At 39.3% G+C, this 20,792-nt stretch carries 15 protein-coding genes and 2 pseudogenes; 13 read left to right on the top strand and 4 right to left on the bottom strand.

Annotated features, from left to right (window positions below; translation table 11 throughout):
* Positions 1-586 precede the first annotated feature (586 nt).
* Positions 587-1,980: pseudogene (cysS, locus tag BHE89_RS08810) on the bottom strand (cysteine--tRNA ligase).
* A 375-nt stretch (positions 1,981-2,355) separates the two neighbouring features.
* Between cysS and ppiB the strand changes: the two are divergent.
* The 7 genes and pseudogenes from ppiB (at position 2,356) to BHE89_RS08775 (ending at position 10,122) form a co-directional block, all read left to right on the top strand.
* Positions 2,356-2,850, top strand: coding sequence for a peptidylprolyl isomerase B (gene ppiB / locus BHE89_RS08805; protein ID WP_069368364.1), 495 nt, complete (start codon positions 2,356-2,358; stop codon positions 2,848-2,850).
* Positions 2,851-2,862: 12 nt separating this feature from the next.
* Complete coding sequence (locus tag BHE89_RS08800; protein WP_069368363.1) at positions 2,863-3,585, top strand: UDP-2,3-diacylglucosamine diphosphatase; 723 nt, start codon at positions 2,863-2,865, stop codon at positions 3,583-3,585.
* Between the two features lie 134 nt (positions 3,586-3,719).
* A complete protein-coding gene (gene purE / locus BHE89_RS08795) occupies positions 3,720-4,241 on the top strand; it encodes a 5-(carboxyamino)imidazole ribonucleotide mutase (protein ID WP_069368362.1) in 522 nt (173 codons plus the stop codon).
* A complete protein-coding gene (gene purK / locus BHE89_RS08790; protein WP_069368361.1) occupies positions 4,238-5,305 on the top strand; it encodes a 5-(carboxyamino)imidazole ribonucleotide synthase in 1,068 nt (355 codons plus the stop codon). Before purE ends, purK begins: the two co-directional genes overlap by 4 nt.
* Positions 5,306-5,428: 123 nt before the next feature.
* Complete coding sequence (locus tag BHE89_RS08785; RefSeq protein ID WP_069368360.1) at positions 5,429-6,688, top strand: MFS transporter; 1,260 nt, start codon at positions 5,429-5,431, stop codon at positions 6,686-6,688.
* 323 nt (positions 6,689-7,011) lie between these two features.
* Positions 7,012-7,782 (top strand): annotated as a pseudogene (locus BHE89_RS08780) (mechanosensitive ion channel family protein); the annotation flags it as partial.
* A 177-nt stretch (positions 7,783-7,959) separates the two neighbouring features.
* Positions 7,960-10,122, top strand: coding sequence for an ornithine decarboxylase (locus BHE89_RS08775; RefSeq protein ID WP_069368358.1), 2,163 nt, complete (start codon positions 7,960-7,962; stop codon positions 10,120-10,122).
* Positions 10,123-10,207: 85 nt separating this feature from the next.
* Here the strand turns inward: BHE89_RS08775 and ybbP are convergent, their stop codons facing one another.
* Positions 10,208-12,649: a putative ABC transporter permease subunit YbbP gene (gene ybbP, locus BHE89_RS08770; RefSeq protein ID WP_069368357.1), complete on the bottom strand. Its 2,442-nt coding sequence runs from the start codon at positions 12,647-12,649 to the stop codon at positions 10,208-10,210.
* Entirely contained in the window at positions 12,646-13,332 is a 687-nt protein-coding gene (gene ybbA / locus BHE89_RS08765) for a putative ABC transporter ATP-binding protein YbbA (RefSeq protein WP_069368356.1), read from the bottom strand. The genes ybbP and ybbA overlap by 4 nt, the downstream gene beginning before the upstream one ends.
* Here ybbA and tesA point away from each other — a divergent pair.
* From tesA to BHE89_RS08740, 5 genes are all read left to right on the top strand, one after another.
* Positions 13,303-13,932 (top strand): multifunctional acyl-CoA thioesterase I/protease I/lysophospholipase L1, encoded by a 630-nt coding sequence (gene tesA, locus BHE89_RS08760; protein ID WP_069368381.1) that lies wholly within the window; start codon positions 13,303-13,305, stop codon positions 13,930-13,932. The genes ybbA and tesA overlap by 30 nt on opposite strands.
* A 50-nt stretch (positions 13,933-13,982) precedes the next feature.
* Positions 13,983-14,768, top strand: coding sequence for an SDR family oxidoreductase (locus BHE89_RS08755; protein ID WP_069368355.1), 786 nt, complete (start codon positions 13,983-13,985; stop codon positions 14,766-14,768).
* A gap of 84 nt (positions 14,769-14,852) precedes the next feature.
* Positions 14,853-15,710 carry a co-chaperone YbbN gene (locus BHE89_RS08750; protein WP_069368354.1) on the top strand — a complete coding sequence of 286 codons (858 nt, stop codon included), beginning with the start codon at positions 14,853-14,855 and terminating at the stop codon, positions 15,708-15,710.
* A gap of 36 nt (positions 15,711-15,746) precedes the next feature.
* Positions 15,747-16,670, top strand: a complete 924-nt coding sequence (locus BHE89_RS08745; protein WP_006533996.1) for an SPFH domain-containing protein — start codon at positions 15,747-15,749, stop codon at positions 16,668-16,670.
* 2 nt (positions 16,671-16,672) lie between these two features.
* Positions 16,673-17,161 (top strand): NfeD family protein, encoded by a 489-nt coding sequence (locus BHE89_RS08740; protein WP_069368353.1) that lies wholly within the window; start codon positions 16,673-16,675, stop codon positions 17,159-17,161.
* Here the strand turns inward: BHE89_RS08740 and cueR are convergent.
* A complete protein-coding gene (cueR, locus tag BHE89_RS08735) occupies positions 17,115-17,528 on the bottom strand; it encodes a Cu(I)-responsive transcriptional regulator (RefSeq protein WP_069368352.1) in 414 nt (137 codons plus the stop codon). The genes BHE89_RS08740 and cueR overlap by 47 nt on opposite strands.
* Positions 17,529-17,661: 133 nt before the next feature.
* On the opposite strand from cueR, the gene copA reads away from it, so the two are divergent.
* A complete protein-coding gene (gene copA / locus BHE89_RS08730) occupies positions 17,662-20,604 on the top strand; it encodes a copper-exporting P-type ATPase CopA (protein WP_069368351.1) in 2,943 nt (980 codons plus the stop codon).
* Positions 20,605-20,792: the final 188 nt, after the last annotated feature.

The raw sequence follows: 20,792 nt of genomic DNA, 5'->3' as shown, positions 1-20,792 counted from the left end.
TAAAGATATTCTAAAGCTAATAAAAACTTATTTCTGTTTTTAGGAGAGGTTATGGAAAGGCCCATAGTACTTTTATGGATCCAAGTTATTTCAGTATTATTTTTGGGTGCAAGTTTATTTATATTAGTAGCAGGAACACCGATTTATTTTATTAGCAATGGCAATGGGTGGAGGCAAACCATACTAATAGGATTGTTCATTATGCTGTGCTTAATTATAACGATGCTAATGCAAGTTATTGCATGGATAAAATTAGCTAAAAATAGTAGAAATGCTTACTCTTTTTTTAAAATTTCATGGCTATGTTTATCTATATCACTCTTTTTTTATACTTAGCATTTCAATGTCATTAACGAATATGTCCGAAATAGGCTTTATTATTTTTACTATTATCGTTGTCTTAACACATCGACTCTTTTTTCTCTGAAAATGTGATTGCTTATTTTGAAGATAAACAAAAAGATAGTAAAAGAGAAACGAATATTATTAGTCAATAAATTAATCACCTGACAAAAAAATATCGGATATTAAATACCCGATATTTTTTTATTAAACTCGTATTAAGCGTTATTACTCAATTATTGTATTAATTATTACGGCGCCAAACCGTTCCTTGAGGACCATCTTCTAAAACAATCCCCATCGCTGTTAACGCATCGCGAGCAACATCAGCCGCAGCCCAATCTTTATTTTTACGCGCATCGTTACGCTGTTGAATTAATGATTCAATTTTTTTCAACTTCACCCGCATCATCTGCTTTTGCACCACCTTGTAAGAAGTGTTCCGGCGCTTGTTCTAATAAACCTAATACTTTAGCCAATTTACGTAATACTGCTGCCAAACCATTTGCGGTATCCATATCAACAGCTTTTAGACGGTTTACTTCTCGTGCTAAATCAAATAAGACAGAATAGGCTTCTGGTGTATTGAAATCATCATTCATTGCTTCAATAAATTGTGCTTCGAATGCTTCACCGCCAACAGGCTGTGCACTGGCATCTGTTCCACGCAATGCGGTGTATAGACGTTCTAATGCAGTACGAGCCTGTTTTAAGTTTTCTTCTGTGTAGTTTAATTGGCTACGATAATGCCCTGATAATAAGAAGTAACGCACTGTTTCAGCATCGTAATAAGCTAATACGTCGCGAATAGTAAAAAAAGTTATTAAGTGATTTAGACATTTTCTCTTTGTCTACCATCACCATACCAGAATGCATCCAGTAATTAACGTAAGGACCATCATGAGCACATGTTGATTGCGCTATTTCATTTTCATGATGAGGGAACATTAAGTCTGAACCTCCACCATGAATATCAAAATGATGTCCTAATTCTTTACCATTCATCGCAGAACATTCGATATGCCAACCAGGGCGACCGTCTCCCCATGGAGATCTCCAGCTTGGCTCACCCGGTTTAGACATTTTCCATAAGACGAAATCCATTGGATTGCGTTTTACGTTAGCGACTTCAACTCGAGCACCAGCTTGTAGTTGCTCTAAATCTTGGCGGGAAAGTAAGCCATAATCAGGATCGGTATCAATCGCAAACATCACATCGCCATTATCGGCAACATAAGCATGCCCACGCTTAATTAGCGCTTCTGTTAATTCAATAATTTCAGCAATATGGTGTGTTGCACGAGGCTCTGAATCAGGACGAGCAATATTTAATGCATCAAAATCTTTATGCATTTCAGCTAACATACGAGTGGTTAATTGCTCACATGTTTCATTATTTTCAATCGCACGTTTGATAATTTTATCATCCACATCCGTTACGTTACGAACATAGTGAACATCGTACCCTAAGTAGCGCAAATAACGGGTTATGGCATCAAAAGCCACAAATGTACGTCCATGACCAATATGGCATAAGTCATAAATAGTGATGCCACACACGTACATACCTATTTTTCCTGCATGGATAGGTTTAAATTCTTCTTTTTGGCGAGTGAGAGTATTAAAAATCTTTAGCATCAGTGGACGTTCCCGTTTTCAACTGTACGTGTTTATTACGTTTTTATATAAAAGAAAATAACAACTACTATAACATGATATTAATTAGGATATTGGATCTTGAAAGCAAAGCAAACTCAAGATTAAGGTTTATATCTTACTCTGCTCAGCGCTTATTTTCACTGTTCAATCGCTGATAGTGAACAATCAAACTTCTGTTATTTGTTCAAATTTTGGCGAAAAATGTGTTTTTTCTTGTTTTAGTCTTTTAAAGAGGAAGAAAAGTGGCGCGAGAAAAAGATGCGTACTGACTAAATTAGGCAACTGTGATATAAAAACGAGACTGTTGTTTATGCCCAAATCTGGGTAAAGCTAAAATTATATTAGGATCTGAATATGGTTACTTTTCATACCAATTACGGCGATATCGTGATTAATACATTTGCAGACAAAGCACCTGCAACCGTAGAAAATTTTTTAGACTATTGTAAAGAAGGATTCTACGATAACACTATTTTCCACCGCGTCATCAATGGTTTTATGATCCAAGGTGGTGGTTTTGAACCAGGTATGAACCAAAAAGCGACCAAAGCACCTGTAAGAAACGAAGCAAACAATGGCCTAGCAAACAACCGTGGTACATTAGCAATGGCTCGTACGAACGATCCACATTCAGCTACTGCTCAGTTCTTTATCAACGTTGCAGACAACGATTTCTTAAACTTCCGTGCTGAAAATACAAATGGTTGGGGATACTGTGTGTTTGCTGAAGTTGTTGAAGGTATGGACGTTGTTGATAAAATTAAAGCAGTTTCCACAGGTCGTAGCGGTTTCCACCAAGATGTTCCTCGCGAAGATATCGTCATTAAAAGTGTAACGGTTAGCGAATAAGCCTCACTTTTTATGTGTACGCTTTTTATTGCAGACCTGCATTTAAGTGAACATGAACCGGCAATTACTGCCGGTTTTCTTCGCTTTCTAAAAGAACAAGCCATTCATGCAAAAGCACTTTATATCTTAGGTGATTTTTTTGATTTTTGGATCGGAGACGATGATCCTAATCCTTTACATCAACAAATTGCTCAAGCACTGATGACGCTAAAAAATGCAGGAGTGCCTTGCTATTTTATTCATGGAAATCGTGATTTTTTAATTGGCTCTCGCTTTGCGAAAGAGAGTGGTATCACCTTACTTCCTCAAGAAAAAGTGCTCGAAATTGAGAACTATCGTATCTTAATTTTGCATGGTGATACACTTTGTACGGACGATAAAGCATATCAACGTTACCGTAAAAAAGTACATAATAAATGTATTCAGCGCTTATTCTTGCTACTGCCTCTATTTATTCGACTGCGTATCGCTGACAAAATGCGTTCACGCAGCCAGCACGAAAATCAATACAAATCAGATGCCATTATGGATGTTAACCCGCAGGCTGTAATTGATACTTTTAAACATTTCAATACAGAATGGATGATCCACGGTCATACTCATCGCCCAGCAATTCATACTGTCAACATTGATAATAAACTACATTATCGCGGTGTATTAGGTGCTTGGCATACAGAAGGTTCTATGTTTAAAGTGACGGCTGAAAAAATAGAACTTATTCATTTCCCCTTTTAAGTTATTTTGCTTATTGTCTCCATAAAAAGGCTATTTTTTCTCTACGCAAACGTTTTCCTGCGCATGTTAGCGTGATACTATCATGCTCAGTTTATTAGGCTATATCCGTTTATGCTTACAGGAGCAGTTAAGTAATGTCTTCTCAAGTTGGTCTAAATACCTCTTCCGCTCGTATCGCTATTGTAATGGGCTCTAAAAGCGACTGGGCAACAATGTCTCATGCCGCCGATGTACTAGACGCTCTACAACTTCCTTATCATGTTGAGATTGTCTCAGCCCATCGTACCCCTGATAAGCTATTTAGCTTTGCAGAACAGGCAAAAGATAATGGTTTTGAGGTCATTATTGCAGGAGCCGGCGGTGCAGCCCATTTACCGGGTATGCTCGCAGCAAAAACGCTCGTTCCTGTATTAGGTGTTCCTGTTCAAAGTGCAGCATTAAGCGGTATTGATAGCCTTTATTCTATTGTACAAATGCCAAAAGGCATTCCGGTGGGAACATTAGCGATTGGTAAAGCTGGCGCTGCCAATGCGGCTTTATTAGCCGCTCAAATTTTAGCGTTACACTCTCCAACTATTTTTGAAGCATTAACTGCATGGCGTACCGCACAAACTGACGATGTATTAAATAACCCAGATCCAAGGGAGGCACTATGAAACCAGTTTGTGTGCTTGGAAATGGTCAATTAGGGCGAATGCTAAGACAAGCGGGTGAGCCTTTAGGAATTGCGGTTTATCCCGTAGGATTAGATGCAGAGCCAGAAGCCGTTCCCTATCAAAAAAGTATCATCACGGCGGAAATTGAACGCTGGCCTGAAACCCCTCTGACCAAAGAATTAGAACGTCATACTAACTTTGTAAACCGTGATATTTTTCCATTACTTGCTGATAGATTGCCTCAGAAACAACTTATCGATGAACTAGGTTTGGCCACGGCAGCTTGGCAACCATTAACGTCACCAACACAATGGCCTGATATTTTCGCACAACTGGGTGATTTTATTATTGTAAAGCGCCGTGTGGGTGGTTATGACGGGCGCGGTCAATGGCGCATTCATCCGGGCGAAGAACAGCAATTACCGGCTGAGATTTATGGTGAATGTATTGTCGAGCAGGGTATTCCCTTTTCAGGTGAAGTGTCATTAGTGGGAGCAAGAGATTGTCGTGGGAACTGCGTTTTCTACCCTTTAACTCACAATCTTCACCAAGATGGCATTTTACGCATGAGTGTTGCATTACCAACCCCATCGTCAGAACAACAACTGTTAGCAGAAAAAATGCTGACCGCGATCCTTAATAAGCTCAACTATGTTGGTGTAATGGCGATGGAATGCTTTATCGTTGGCAATAAATTACTTATCAACGAATTAGCCCCTCGTGTTCATAACAGTGGTCATTGGACACAAAATGGGGCTTCAATTAGTCAGTTTGAGTTACACCTACGTGCAATTTTAGATTTACCGATGCCCAAACCTGAGGTTTGCCAACCAGCAGTAATGGTTAATTTGATTGGTACTAATGTCAATCCTCAATGGCTTTCATTGCCATTAGTTCATTTACATTGGTATGAAAAAGAGGTTCGTCCTGTGCGCAAAGTGGGTCATCTCAATCTTGTACATCGCGATAATCAACCACTGAAAGAAACACTCGAATTATTAAGTGCAATGCTTGATGATGCCTATCAGTACCCTATCGAATGGGCTTTAGAAAAATTAAGCTAGCAGTCCGACTCATAAAGTTAGAGAATAATAGCCTTTAAACGAACAGACCTTAAATAAATAGGTCTGTTATTCGCTATTTTCTCCTGATTATTCAGGTTACTGCACCCATTCGATGGAGTCAGGATGCAAGTCACGCAACAAGTTTTTGGGCCCGTTTATCAGTGGAGTATGCTGATATTATTGGGCTTTGTGTATTTTTTAGCTACCGCTACCACATTTACCTCTTTAGGTGTTGTTCTTCCTAGTATGATAAACGAGCTAGGGTGGAACTGGACTCAAGCTGGCCTTGGCTTTACGTTATTAGGATTAACCTGCGGTCTTGCGAGTTTTTTACCTACATTACTGATCCGTAAATTAAGTGTTCGTCTTACATTACTTATAGGGTTAATCATTTTTGTCAGTGGTTTCTATTTTCTTTATGAAACATACACTATTGCGCGTTATTTTTTGGGTACGGCACTGTTAGGTGTTGGTTTTACACTACTGGCTACTGTGCCTGGTACTTATGTGATTTCTCGCTTATTTGAAAAACAGTCTTTTGCTTTTGGTGTCTACTTTACCATTGGTGGATTAGGTGGTGTTGCTGGACCTTGGATCTACTTTTTAGCAACTCATTTATGGCATACATGGCGAATGCACTGGCTTATTTCAGCACTCACACTCACTGTTGTTACTCTTCTTACCATTTTATTTTTACGCGAAGGTAATAAAGAGCAAGAGCACGCAAAAAAAATTAGCCAACTTCAAACCAAAAAACGTATTTATCAAACCAAAGAAATTTGGACAGCTCGTCATGCTTTAAGAACATGGCAATTTTATGTTATTGCTGCGACTTACACCGCTTTTTTATGGTGTGGGATCACGGTTAATAGCTTTGCTGTTGCACATATTATTGAGAATGGTTTTGGCGAAACTATTGCCGCGACACTATTAAGTAGCATGGCATTTATCAATGCTTTCTCTCGATTAGCGGGTGGCGCAATTGGTGAATGGTTAGAACCTAAAAAATTACTTATCGCAAGCTTAAGTATTATAATCATTGGGTTACTTGCACTAAGTATGGCTAATTCTTGGATTTACCTGATCTTATTTACGGTTTGTGTCGGTATCGGGTATGGCATGACATTCTTAGCATCAAGTATATTGCTTGCTAACTATTTTGGTCGCACCCCTTACCTTGAACTATTTTCAGTGATGAATTTAATTTCAACACTGGCTTGTTTAGCCCCCTTCTTTGCAGGAGCCATCAAAGATATATCAGGTAGTTTTACCCCCGCATTCTTGATTTTAACCCTACCTGTTTTATTCATTTTAGCGGTCACTCTATTTATGAAACCGCCAGTTTATCCTAAATTTCAGCATGCGAGTGAGCAAGAAAAATAACCATGAAATAAGCAAGATAGCGAGTTTCGTATTATAAAAACGCATTTTCTAAGGAGACATGAAACTGATGAATGATGCATTAATAATAAAATACTCAATAGGTATTGGCATCGCTTTAGCCTGTTTTGTTGGTTTTGTCATCGTATCTCTTTTTTCATGACAAAAAGAAAAAACGCCATAGAAATATTATTGTTCATATCAGCCAAGCTATCTTGCTTTGTAGTCTAGTGTTTATCTTAAGCCAATATTGTGAAATGGCCGTGGTCGATTTTAATCTCCATTTTATCTCATTTAGGATGATTAATTTTTTCACCTATATCGGCATTGCATTAATTTTAATGAGAAAATTTTTCTTACTCATTAATCGGCTAGAAGATGCTCAAATTAAAAAAGGCAGTGATCCGACTTCTGCTCGCATTATTTCTCGCATATTCAAAATCACGTTATTTGTCATTATCGTTTTATTGTTTGGTGAGCATTTTGGTATGAGCTTATCCGGCTTAATGACATTCGGAGGATTAGGTGGGATCGCCATTGGTATGGCAAGTAAAGATGTATTAAGTAATCTATTCTCTGGTGTGATGCTCTATTTTGATCGTCCTTTTAATATTGGTGATTGGGTACGTTCTCCAGACCGTAATATTGAAGGCACTGTAGTCGAAATTGGTTGGCGCATTACCAAAATCATTACGTTTGATCACCGACCACTTTATATTCCCAACTCCATTTTTTCCTCAATTAGTGTGGAAAATCCAGGAAGAATGACAAATAGGCGGATCCAAACTGAACTTGGCTTGCGTTATGAAGATTCAGATAAAATAGGTGTTATCGTTGAAGATATTCGCACCATGCTAATGCAAAATGACAAAATCGATACACAACAAACATTATTAGTCTATTTTAATCAATTTACAGACTCTTCACTCAATATCATGGTGTATTGTTTTACTAAAACAACGGTATGGGCACAGTGGCTTGAAGCTCAGCAAGAAGTCTATTTAAAGATAATTGAAATTGTGCATAAACATGGCGCTGATTTTGCTTTTCCATCTCAAACGGTTTATCTCGAGAAGTCTGCTCCCATTGCCCAATAATAGATAGAAAGTGGATACGTTTATTTCCATATAAATTCTCCATTGACTCATTGATTAAAATGGTATTTTATGCGATTTAAATGCATAGAACGCCATTTTTCTTTTAATTTATTTCAATCACATCCACAACCAAGTATATTGTTCGCCAATTATTCTATTGATAAAAACACGAGCATAATGAAAAAAATGAAGTTGGCGTGTCACCCTACTCTTTCACACTATTTTTATTGTGAACGTCCGATCGTTGATATTGTTGATGCAAATTTAGCGCAAGTATCAGCAGTCGTGTTGTCATTATCAGATATTGAGTCGGGCGAATTAGATCGCATTCATCAAACAGGCTTTCAACTCCCCGTATTTATTGCTGTTAATCTTAATGATGCAATCAGTGCTGAATTGCTCAATCAAGTTTCAGGGGTTGTAATTACGGATAAAAAAGCACATCAAAAAAATAGTGCGTTAATTAATAAAGCAGCACAGCAATATGAAGAGGATCTGACCACCCCCTTTTTTTCACGTTTAGTGAATTATGTTGCCGAAAAGAATATCGCTTTTGATTGTCCTGGTCATCAAGGCGGAGAATTTTTCCGTCGTCATCCTGCTGGTGAGCAGTTTTATCAATATTTTGGTGAGAATCTATTCCGCTCTGATCTTTGTAATGCTGATGTGGAAATGGGGGATTTGCTTATTCATGAAGGTGCGCCTTATGATGCTCAAACTTTTGCCGCGCAAGTGTTTAATGCCGATAAAACCTATTTTGTTTTAAATGGAACATCCTCATCTAATAAAGTTGCCTTAAATGCCTTATTGGCGCCAAATGATTTAGTGTTATTTGATAGAAATAACCATAAATCCAATCATCATGGCGCACTCATTCAAGCAGGAGCAACACCTGTTTATTTAGAGACGGCTCGTAATCCTTTTGGCTTTATCGGTGGTATTGATGCTCATTGCTTTGAAGAACACTATTTACGCCAACAAATTGCCGAAATTATCCCAGAACGTCAATTCGATAAACGTCCTTTCCGTTTAGCCGTTATTCAACTAGGCACTTATGACGGTACGATTTACAACGCAAGGCAAGTGGTCGATAAAATTGGCCATCTTTGTGATTATATTTTATTTGATTCTGCATGGGTGGGTTATGAACAATTCATTCCCATGATGAAACAATGTTCGCCTTTATTATTAACGCTTAATAAAGACGATCCTGGTATTCTCGTTACTCAATCCGTTCATAAACAATTAGCGGGATTTTCACAAACCTCACAGATACATAAAAAAGATGCTCACCTGAAAGGGCAATCACGTTATGTTAATCATAAACGTATGAATAATGCTTTTATGATGCATGCATCCACCAGCCCGTTTTACCCTCTTTTTGCAGCTCTTGATGTCAATGCCAAAATGCATTCTGGCAAAAGTGGTGAAGCAATGTGGATGAGTTGCGTAAAGCAAGGCATTGAAGCCCGCAAGTCATTACTAAAACAGTGCCAGTTTATTAAGCCATTTATTCCTGAAATGGTTGATGGACTTGCTTGGCAAGATCACGATACAGATGAAATCGCTCGCGATCAGCGTTTTTTCAATTTTATTCCTAATGATAATTGGCACTCATTTGAAGGTTACACCACCAATCAATACTTTGTTGATCCTTGCAAATTAATGCTTACAACGCCAGGGATCGACCCTCATACAGGAGAATATGGATCTTTTGGTGTACCAGCATCTATTTTGGCAAATTATCTACGTGAACACGGTGTTATCCCTGAAAAAAGCGATCTCAATTCAATCTTATTTTTGCTAACACCCGCAGAGCATCAAGCGAAGTTTGATCGCTTAATTTCTTTGATTGTTCAATTTGAAAAATACTTAGTGGAAGATGTGTTATTAGAACAAATATTACCTTCTGTTTGCCGTCGCTATCAATCTCGTTATCAGGGTTATACATTGCGTCAACTCTGTCAGGAAATGCATGATATTTGTGTCACGTACAATATCAAGTTACTGCAAAAACAGATGTTTAGAAAAAATCATTTTCCTAAGCGAGCACTAAGCCCGCAACAAGCTAATATTGAGTTTGTTCGTGGTAATGTTGAATTGTTACCTTTAAATAAATTAGCCGGCCGAATTGCCGCTGAAGGTGCCTTACCTTATCCACCAGGTGTTTTATGTGCTGTACCTGGCGAAATTTGGGGGGGTGCTGTTTTACGTTATTTTCAGGCACTTGAAGTCACAATTAATCAGCTTCCAGGCTTTTCAACTGAGCTTCAGGGGGTTTATATTTATGATGAAGGGGATGGCAGTAAGCAAATTTATGCTTATGTGATAAAAGAATAATTATCTTTTCACACAAAAAAATGCTGATATTTTAATAATATCAGCATTTTTATTTAACGCTATTTATTCGCCTTATTTATTTTCATTATTCGCCTTGAATTCGTCGATATTGCCCTTTATCTTGCAACAGTCTGACGCCTAAGATACTACCACATAATGAAAGCAATAATGCCGCAACAATAGGTACGGTGATCCACATTCCCCATTGCGGTTGCCAAGGGAAATTAAACACCGATATTTGTAATAAACTTAATGCGACTTCAGCGCCAATCGCCGCAGCTAATCCCGCCATTAAACCTAATAATGCAAATTCAGCCCAAAGAGTCCGTCTTAATAATGATTTACCTGCACCTAATGTTCGATACACGACTAACTCAATGCGTCGTTGTGTCATTCCTACCTGAATTTGAGCAACTAGCAATAAAGCACCACAGAGCATGACCAATCCAACCATAATCTCCAAAGCTCGACTGACTTGCTGTAAGATCTGCTGAACTTGCTGAATTAATGCACCTGTATCTAACACACTTACGGTTGGAAATTGACGATTGAGCGCAGTAATTAATGCGCCCTCGCCATTGTAATAAAAACTACTCATCCATTTTTCTGGCTGATTACTTAACCCTTCTTCAGAGAAAATAAAGAAGAAATTAGGGCGCATATTCTCCCAATCGACATGGCGAATACTAGTAACAATGGACTTAAATTCACGAGTATCACCGACAAATGTTAATTCATCACCCAACTTAATATCGAGTTTTTCAGCAACGCCTTGATCAAGAGAAACGCCATTCCCCATAGGAGGCCATGTGCCCTCAATAATCACGTTATCTTTTGGCAATTCGCTATGCCACGTTAAGTTAAGCTCTCGACGAACGGTGTTATTACCTGCATCACGTTTATCAGCCCACTCTTTAGCATTATGCTCATTAATTTGAGTTAAACGTGCTAATACCACCGGGAATGCATCCATTGGTTCAACATCATGTTTTGCCAATAAAGTATTAATTTCTTGAACTTGAGGCGCAGACATATTGATTAGAAAATAGTTCGGACTATCTGCGGGTAATTGCTTTTGCCATTTATCAAGTAAATCACCTTGAATAAGGACTAAAAGCGTTAACAACATAAATGAGAGCGCGAAGGCTGCAAGCTGAGTCATCGTTTGAAAAGGCTGTCGTAATAAACGAGTGACGGCTAAGCGCGCACTAAGTTGGCGAAATGTAAACTGTTTTAATACCCATAATCCTAACCAGCCAATTATTCCGAGTAAAAAAGCAATAACAATAACACCAAATAGAATTGACCAAAGTAAGACGCCTGTTCCTGCAAAAAGCGTTAAAGCGCCAACAATAATTAAGCCTACTATTGGTAAATAATAACGAAGAGGCCATATAGGCGCCGTAGTATCACTTCTTAATACGCGAGAAGGTTGTGTTGCCATTAATTGATAGTAAGGTCTTAATCCTGTTAATAAAGCGATTAACAACAAAGAGCCCACAGACCATATCCATGGCAAAAAGCTCGCTTCAGGCAAACTTTTAGGTAAAACTGGCGCTAAAATTTGTAGCAGTATTGCCTCAAAAATAAGCCCTACTAATGAGCCAACAACAATAGCACCAATAAGGATCACCCCCCATTGCCCAACGATCCATTTTCTCAATGCACGTTTATCTGCCCCCAACGTTTTTAGTACTGCAATTAAGGTATGGCGACTACGGCAATAATGAGCCATTGAAACAGCAACTGCCGATATAGCAAGCAATAGCGTCAATAGCGCTGAAAGCAAAAGAAAATTTTTCGCACGTTCCATGGATTGTGAAAGTGCTCCACTATCTTGTTTTAAACTATTCCAACGCTGATCGGGTTTTAATAGTGGGTCGAAACGTTGCTGATAACGATCAATAACGGACTCGTTACCTGCAAACATATAGCGATATGTCAGGCGACTTCCGGGTTGCACCGCACCTGTTGCTTCAACATCATCAAGACTAATTAAAATACGGGGTGCAATTTGAAACGGATTAAATCCACTATCGGGCTCTTGAATTAACACACCACTAATCGTAAATGAGGCATCGCCTACATCAATCTTATCGCCGACTTTTATATCAAGTAATTCAAGTAATCTGGCACCAACAAGTGCCGTTCCTTTTTCAGGTTTTAGCCCTGCTGGCTCTGTTTCTAATTCACCATACAGTGGATATAATTTATCCGCAGCTTTTACCAATGCAAGCTGTGGTATATCGCCTTCAGGAGCATAAGACATCGTAGTAAATTGCATTTGGCGACTGAGCGTTAACCCTTCTTTTTTCGCCGCTATAAGCCAGTTTTCATCAACGGGATAAGATGCCCGTAAAACTAAATCGCCAGCAATTAAATCACGACTTTGAGCGTAAATGCTTTTATCAATGCGATCGCCTATACGCCCTAAAGCAAGCACACAAGCAACTGCTAGCGCTAAAGAAAGCCAAACAATTAATAATGCAGGAGAACGCCATTCACGCCAAAACCAACGCCAAATCATGACTCCTCCTTAAGTTGTCCATCGACTAATCGTAATCGTCTTTGGCAACGAGCGGCTAGCTCATTGTCATGAGTCACTAAAATCAATGTTGTTGCATAATCTCGGTTAAGCGAGAACAACAAATCTGCAATTTTATCACCCGTCTTACGATCAAGGTTTCCCGTTGGCTCATCAGCAAAAAGAATAGCCGGCTGAGTACAAAATGCTCTTGCTAATGCAACGCGTTGTTGCTCACCGCCAGAAAGTTGTGCTGGCATATGATATAAACGTTCGCCTAATCCTAACAGCTTCAGCAAATCAACAGCACGTGCATGACTGTGTTTTTCTGACTCACCTTTTAATAATGCGGGCAACTGCACATTTTCGAGTGCATTCAATGTTGGGATCAGCATAAATGATTGAAAAACAAACCCGACATGTTGGGCTCGCAACTTGGCGCGTTCTTCTTCATTCATTTGAGTGAGTTCTTTCCCCATTAAATGCACACTGCCAGAGCTACCATCATCTAATCCAGCAATGATACCTAATAGGGTCGATTTGCCCGATCCTGACTCACCGATTAACGCAATTGTTTGTGCAGACTCGACAACTAGCTCAACACCCTGCAATATAGAGATCTGACTATCACCTTCTCCTACTTGTTTGGTTAACTGATGAACTTCAAGAACCTTTTCCGTCGACATACATTTTTCCTTATCGTTATGATGATGTTTAGCTTTAAGGCGATTGCTGCTGATACCTTTCTAATCTTTGGTGACAGCTTGAGTGCAGGATATCGTCTTCCAATTGAAAGTGCATGGCCACAACGCCTTGCTGATAAATGGAAAACAACCCACCCTGACATTAATGTTATCAATGCAAGTATTAGTGGTGAAACGGCCTTTCAGGGACAAAATAGGCTTCCTGATTTATTAAAACAACATCAACCACGTTGGGTTTTAATTGAATTAGGTGCAAATGATGGCTTACAAGGATACCCTGTTGCACAAACAAAAGAGGCATTACAAAACATCATTACACAAGTAAAAGATGCCGGCGCAACGCCACTTTTTATGCAAATAATGATTTCACCTAATTACGGTAAACGTTATACACAATCATTTTCAGCAATCTATCCAAAGCTCGCTGAAGATAATGCGCTTCCTCTGCTCCCTTTTTATATGGAGCAAGTCGCTGATAAACCTGAGTGGATGCAAAATGACAGCATACACCCCAATGAAGATGCTCAACCTTTTATTGCGCAGTGGATGGATGAAACATTATCCCCTTACTTAACACGTTAGACTATTCTGACAGTAGTTGACGTAGATTAAACGAGATTAATTGTAAAATTATGCAAAAAACGGTATTGATTACAGGAAGTTCCAGTGGGATAGGACTCTGTGCAGCAAAAGCACTAAAGAAAAGAGGCTATCGCGTTCTTGCTGCTTGCCGTAAAGGTGAAGACCTTGAACGCATGGAAACACTGGGATTAGAACCAATCCATCTTGACCTTGATGATCCCAAAAGCGTTGAAAATGCGGCTCTAGAAGTTATTCAGCTAACAAACGGTCGTTTATATGGATTATTTAATAATGGTGGATTTGGTGTTTATGGCTCATTAGATGCCATTACTCGTCAACAAATGGAAAAACAGTTTTCTACTAACTTTTTTGGTTTACATCAGCTTACTACATTACTTCTACCTGCAATGTTACCTCATGGTGAAGGAAGAATTATTCAAACGAGTTCTGTAATGGGGATTATTTCAACATCTGGTCGAGGCGCTTACGCTGCCAGTAAATATGCCGTAGAGGCGTGGTCAGATGCGCTAAGAATGGAAATAGCGCATACCGGTGTTAAAGTCAGTTTAATAGAGCCAGGTCCAATACGAACTTGTTTTACTGAAAATGTCGCTCAAGCTGAAAAAGATAAGCCGGTAAAAAACCCTGGGATTGCGAGTCGTTTCACATTAACACCTGAAGATGTCGTGAAAAAGCTTATTCATGCTTTAGAAAGCCCAAAACCTAAGATACGTTATCCCGTAACCTTATTAACTTACGCCGTCAGAATACTAAAACGTTTTCTACCTGATGCGTTAATGGATGCTATTCTCAGTCGCCAGAGCGGCAAGGCTTGATTTTTGCGATTTCACCCTTACTTATTAATGAAATAGCGTTATAAATCGCATCTATATTTAAAACTCTCAAAAAGGGAAAAATTAATGTTAGCAACTGCACATATTGTTGATGTAAATGAATCAAATATTCAACAAATTATAGAACAATCCATGACTAAACCAGTTATGATGTATTTCTATTCAGAACGTAGCCCTCATTGTGCAGAGCTTGGCGCAACATTAGATAAACTGGCAGCCGAATTTGCTGATCAATTTATTTTGGCAAAATTGGATTGTGATGTTGAACAAATGATAGCCTCACAATTTGGGCTACGTGCTATTCCAACTGTTTATATTTTACAAGAAGGTCGCCCAGTTGATGGTTTCCAAGGCCCTCAACCTGAAGAAGCGATCCGCCAAGTATTAGCCAATGTATTACCAAAACCAGAAGAGTTAAAAGCGGCGCAAGCGGCGCAATTACTTTCTGAAGGAAAAGCCGAAGAAGCGTTACCTCTACTCAAAGAAGCACATCAACTCGCACCTAAAAACAGTGAAATTACGCTCGCACTGGCGGGGGCTTTAATTTCTTTAAATAAAAATGAAGAAGCTCAAACTCTGTTAATAACTATCCCATTACAAGATCAAGACAGTTACTATCATAGTTTGTTAGCCCAAATTGAATTACAAAAACAGGCTGCTGATACGCCTGAAATTCAACAATTACAGAATGATTTTAATCAACAACCTGAAAATACCGATCTTGCCATTCAACTTGCACTAAAATTACATGAAGTTGCTCGTAATGAAGAGGCGTTAGCGTTGCTATTTAGCTTTATCAAAAAAGATCTAAATGCAGGTGATGGACAAGTTAAGAAAACCCTGATGGATATTCTATCAGCCTTAGGAACTAATGATAATTTGGCGTCGAAATATCGTCGTATGGTGTATTCTTTACTTTATTAATTTTATTATCTTATCAAGAAGACTTAGGACAGGTATATGGAAATAGTCATTGGTATTATCATCTTATTCGCTATTATTTTAGTTTTATGCGGTGTTAAAACCGTTCCACAGGGTTATCAGTGGACTGTCGAACGCTTTGGTCGTTACACTCGTACTTTGGCTCCAGGGCTTCAAATTCTCGTGCCATTTGTTGATCGTATTGGTCGCCGTATCAATATGATGGAACAAGTACTTGATATTCCTTCTCAAGAAGTTATTTCTCGTGATAACGCCAACGTCAGCATTGATGCCGTCTGCTTTATTCAAGTCATTGACCCTGTAAAAGCGGCGTATGAAGTTAATAATCTTGAGCTTGCGATTATCAACTTAACATTAACGAATATCCGTACCGTATTAGGCTCAATGGAACTTGATGAAATTCTTTCTCAACGTGACCAAATTAACAGCCGCCTTTTACTAATTGTTGATGATGCAACAAACCCTTGGGGTATTAAAATTACCCGTATTGAAATTCGTGATGTCCGTCCACCAAAAGAATTAATTTCTGCAATGAATGCTCAGATGAAAGCAGAACGTACTAAACGTGCTGATATTCTTGAAGCTGAAGGTATTCGTCAAGCGGCGATCTTAAAAGCTGAAGGTGAAAAACAAGGACAAATACTGAAGGCGGAAGGTGAGCGTCAATCTGCGTTCTTACAAGCAGAAGCTCGTGAACGTGCTGCAGAAGCAGAAGCCAAGGCAACACAAATGGTATCTGAGGCCATTGCAAAAGGTGATATGCAAGCCATAAATTACTTTGTTGCACAAAAATATACTGATGCACTATCTCAAATTGGCTCAGCTAATAACAGTAAAGTGATTATGATGCCATTAGAAGCAAGTAATCTCATGGGCGCGATTGGCGGTATTTCTGAATTACTTAATACCAAAAAAAGTGACTCTGGCAACAAGAGCAATTAATTATGATGGAATGGATTAGTGCTCAACCTGCACTTTTCTGGCTTTGTCTTGGTGGCTTGCTGTTAATTACAGAAATGTTAGGAACAGCAGGATACCTTTTATGGTCAGGAATGGCGGCGCTGTGTGTATCGTTGATCACATGGATATTACCCATTAGCTGGCCTATTCAAGGTGTTTTATTTGCGCTCTTAACGGTTATTAGTGCTGTGCTTTGGCACCTTTGGCTTAAACGCAGAAAACTATCAAAAGAAGCTGAAAACTTAAATCAGAAAACACATCAACTGATTGGTGTTCATGCTGTTTTATTATCAGATACTGAAAATGGTTTTAGTCGCGTAAAATTAGCTGATGGCAGTTGGCGTGTTTATTCAGACACGCCATTACTTGCCGGCGATAAGGTAACAGTAATCTCAATTGATGGTATTACCTTACAAGTGATTGCGTTTAAACCGACTGTTTCTGATGATGACAACACCCTGACAAATGATTGATGATTGGGCAATCAGCACCATCATCACCAGGACATTCGCTAGCTAATAAAAGTAATCGCTGGCGAATGGCATTAAGCTCATTAATTGTTTTTTCGATTTCAGCCACTTTTTTTAAGGTGGCTTCTTTCACGTCAGAACTATGACGAGAAGGATCTCTTAACAACATCAATAAAGCCCTGCACTCTTCTAAACTAAAACCAACCTCTCTCGCTTGGCGTAATAAAGTTAACTCTTCAATATGTTGAGCTTGATAATAGCGATAGCCGTTTTCACCTCTTTTGGGTGGGGTTATCAAGTCTTTTTCTTCATAAAACCGAATAGCTTTAGCCGTTAATCCTGTTTTAGTTGCTATTTCACTAATATTCAAAATTCCCCCTTGACCTTCCCCTCGCGGAAAGGTTTAGCCTTTATCACTGATAAGAAAAAAACCTTTAAAGAAAGCAAGTTACCGAATATTGCGCAATAATAGAGGTAACGCTTTTATGATGGAGATAATTAACATGGCAAAAACTATAATATTCGCACTAAAAGGACTTTCATGCTCCCATTGTGTTAATAGTGTAAAAAAAGCACTTGATGCTCGCAATGACATAGAGCAGGCAATTGTAACTATTCAATACGCTAAAATTGACAGTGATGCAACCGCTGAAAGTTTAATCAAAACAATTGAAGATGCAGGTTATGAAGCAAGTGTTGCAACACTGCCCGACGTAAAACTAAGCCTAAGTGGGCTTAACTGCATGAAATGTGTCGGTAAAACTGAAAAAGCATTATTAGCCGTTGAAGGTGTTGCCGCCGTTAATGTGACAAAAGAGTCAGCCGAAATTTTTGGTGACGCGACTGCGGATACTTTAATTGCAGCGATAACAGCTGAAGGCTTTCAAGCAAGCTTAGCGCCCACAGACAACACAATTCAGTTAACGCTATCGGGTTTAAATTGTGGTCACTGTGTCGGTTCAGTTAAAAAAGCGCTAGAAAATACGGCAGGGGTTGAAACGGCTGACGTTGAATTAACTCACGCAAAAGTAACCGGTTCCGCAACCGCTGAAACCTTAATTACTGCCATTAAAGACGCGGGTTTTGAAGCACAACTCGCAGGTACTGATTTCCCAAAAACTGAGCCGCTGACGCAAACGCATGCACAACTGGAAGCATCGTCAGCGGCTATTTGTGATATTCCAGTTGAGAATACTGATATTGATAATGGCGCTGAAATCGATGTTGATGATGACAGTAGTGTTCAACTTTTAATTGATGGCATGACCTGTGCAAGTTGCGTCAACAAGGTTCACAAAGCATTACAATCCGTTGATGGTGTTGAAAATGTGCGTGTAAATCTGGCTGAGCGCAGTGCATTAGTGACCGGTGAAATCGATCATGATGCTCTTGTGACTGCGATTGAAAAAGCGGGTTATGGCGCTGAAATTATTCAAGATGATGTAAAACGCAGAGAACGTCAGCAAGAAGTTGCTGTTGCCAATATGAAACGTTTTCGCTGGCAAGCGACATTAGCCTTAATTGTTGGCATCCCTGTAATGATTTGGGGAATGATTGGCGACAATATGATGCTCACAGAAGCCAATCATAGCATTTGGTTAGGCATTGGTATTGTAACGCTATTTGTGATGGTTGTTGCGGGTGGGCATTTCTATCGTAGCGCATGGCAGAGTTTAAAAAACCGCAGTGCAACAATGGATACCCTCGTTGCATTAGGAACAGGAGCAGCATGGCTCTATTCTATTACCGTGAACTTATGGCCAGAAGTGTTCCCGGCTCAAGCTCGACATCTCTATTATGAAGCCAGTGCAATGATTATCGGTTTAATCAATCTGGGTCATATGCTTGAGCAAAGAGCGCGTCAACGTTCATCTAAGGCACTAGAACGACTATTAGATTTAACGCCACCAACAGCAAGAGTGATCACTGAAAACGGTGAAGTTGAAATGCCATTGGCGGATATTAAACAAGGAATGACTTTACGTTTAGCAACGGGTGATAAAGTACCGGTGGATGGGGATATAATCCAAGGCGAAGTGTGGATGGATGAGGCAATGCTAACAGGTGAGCCAATTCCGCAGCAAAAAACCGTGGGTGACACTATTCATGCGGGAACAACGGTTCAGGATGGCTCAGTGCTATTTAAAGCGGCAGCCGTGGGAAGCAAAACAACACTTGCACGTATTATTAAATTAGTTCGTCAAGCGCAAAGTAGTAAACCCGAAATAGGTCAATTAGCGGATAAAATTTCAGGCGTATTTGTACCTGTTGTCGTTGTTATCGCGCTTATTGCAGGTGCTATTTGGTATTTCTTTGGCCCGTCACCACAAATTACCTATGCACTGGTCATTATCACAACCGTTCTTATCATCGCATGCCCTTGTGCTTTAGGTTTAGCTACGCCTATGTCGATTATTTCAGGTGTAGGTCGCGCGGCTGAATACGGCGTGTTAGTCCGTGATGCAGATGCACTACAACAAGCGAGTAAGCTAGATACTTTAGTCTTTGATAAAACCGGTACATTGACAGAAGGTATGCCTCAGGTCACTGAAATTCATACTTTCAATCAAGTAGATGAAACTCTAGCGATTACCTTAGCCGCTTCTTTGGAAAAAGGATCTAATCACCCATTAGCCAAAGCTATTTTAACACGAGCTGAAGGCATTCATTTACCTGACGTAAACAAGTTTCGTACCTTAGCAGGTATGGGATTAAGTGGTGAAATTAATGGTAAAACGGTACTTTTAGGTAACCCTAAATTAATGGTCGAATCGGGTATTGATATTAGTGAAGTGAATTCATTAATTGATTCTCAAGCCTCCAAAGGGGTAACGCCGGTTTTATTAGCGCAAAACGGCAAAATTGCGGCATTACTTTCTATTCGCGATCCAATCCGTGAAGATACCGTAAGTGCATTACAACGTTTACATCATCAAGGTTATCGTCTAGTGATGTTAACGGGGGATAATCCAATTACCGCAAATGCAATAGCAAAAGAAGCGGGTATTGATCAGGTTATTGCAGGCGTCATGCCTGAAGGTAAAGCACACGCCATTACAGAACTTCAAGCTGAAGGTCGTCGTGTTGCCATGATTGGGGATGGTATTAACGATGCTCCCGCATTAGCTAAAGCAGATGTCGGTATTGCCATGGGAGGCGGTAGTGATATTGCGATTGAAACAGCCGCGATTACCTTAATGCGTCATAGTTTGCATGGTGTTGCCGATGCGCTTGAGATCTCAAAAGGTACGCTACGCAATATGAAACAGAATTTATTCGGCGCCTTTATCTATAACAGCTTAGGTATTCCTATTGCAGCAGGTATTTTATACCCATTTACAGGTACATTATTAAACCCTGTCGTTGCAGGTGCCGCAATGGCGCTGTCTTCAATCACGGTTGTAAGCAACGCAAACCGCTTATTACGTTTTAAACCCAAGCAATAACACCTAAATATTTATTAAGATATATTATATTAGAACCTCTTTTACTGATACGGTAAAGAGTTTTTTATTATCTTATTTTAACATTTCTTTAATGATTACTATTACTATCAACAAGTTAAAAAAAAAGCCGATATTTCTATCGGCCAGTCAAAGAGGAATTTCTCATTATACAAGAGAGTCATCACTCC

The organism is Shigella sp. FC1967 (genome assembly GCF_001743005.1).
In the GTDB taxonomy this organism is placed as follows: Bacteria; Pseudomonadota; Gammaproteobacteria; order Enterobacterales; family Enterobacteriaceae; genus Proteus.
The sequence above is the reverse complement of the archived record's forward strand: the minus strand, read 5'-3'. Positions and strand labels throughout refer to the sequence as shown.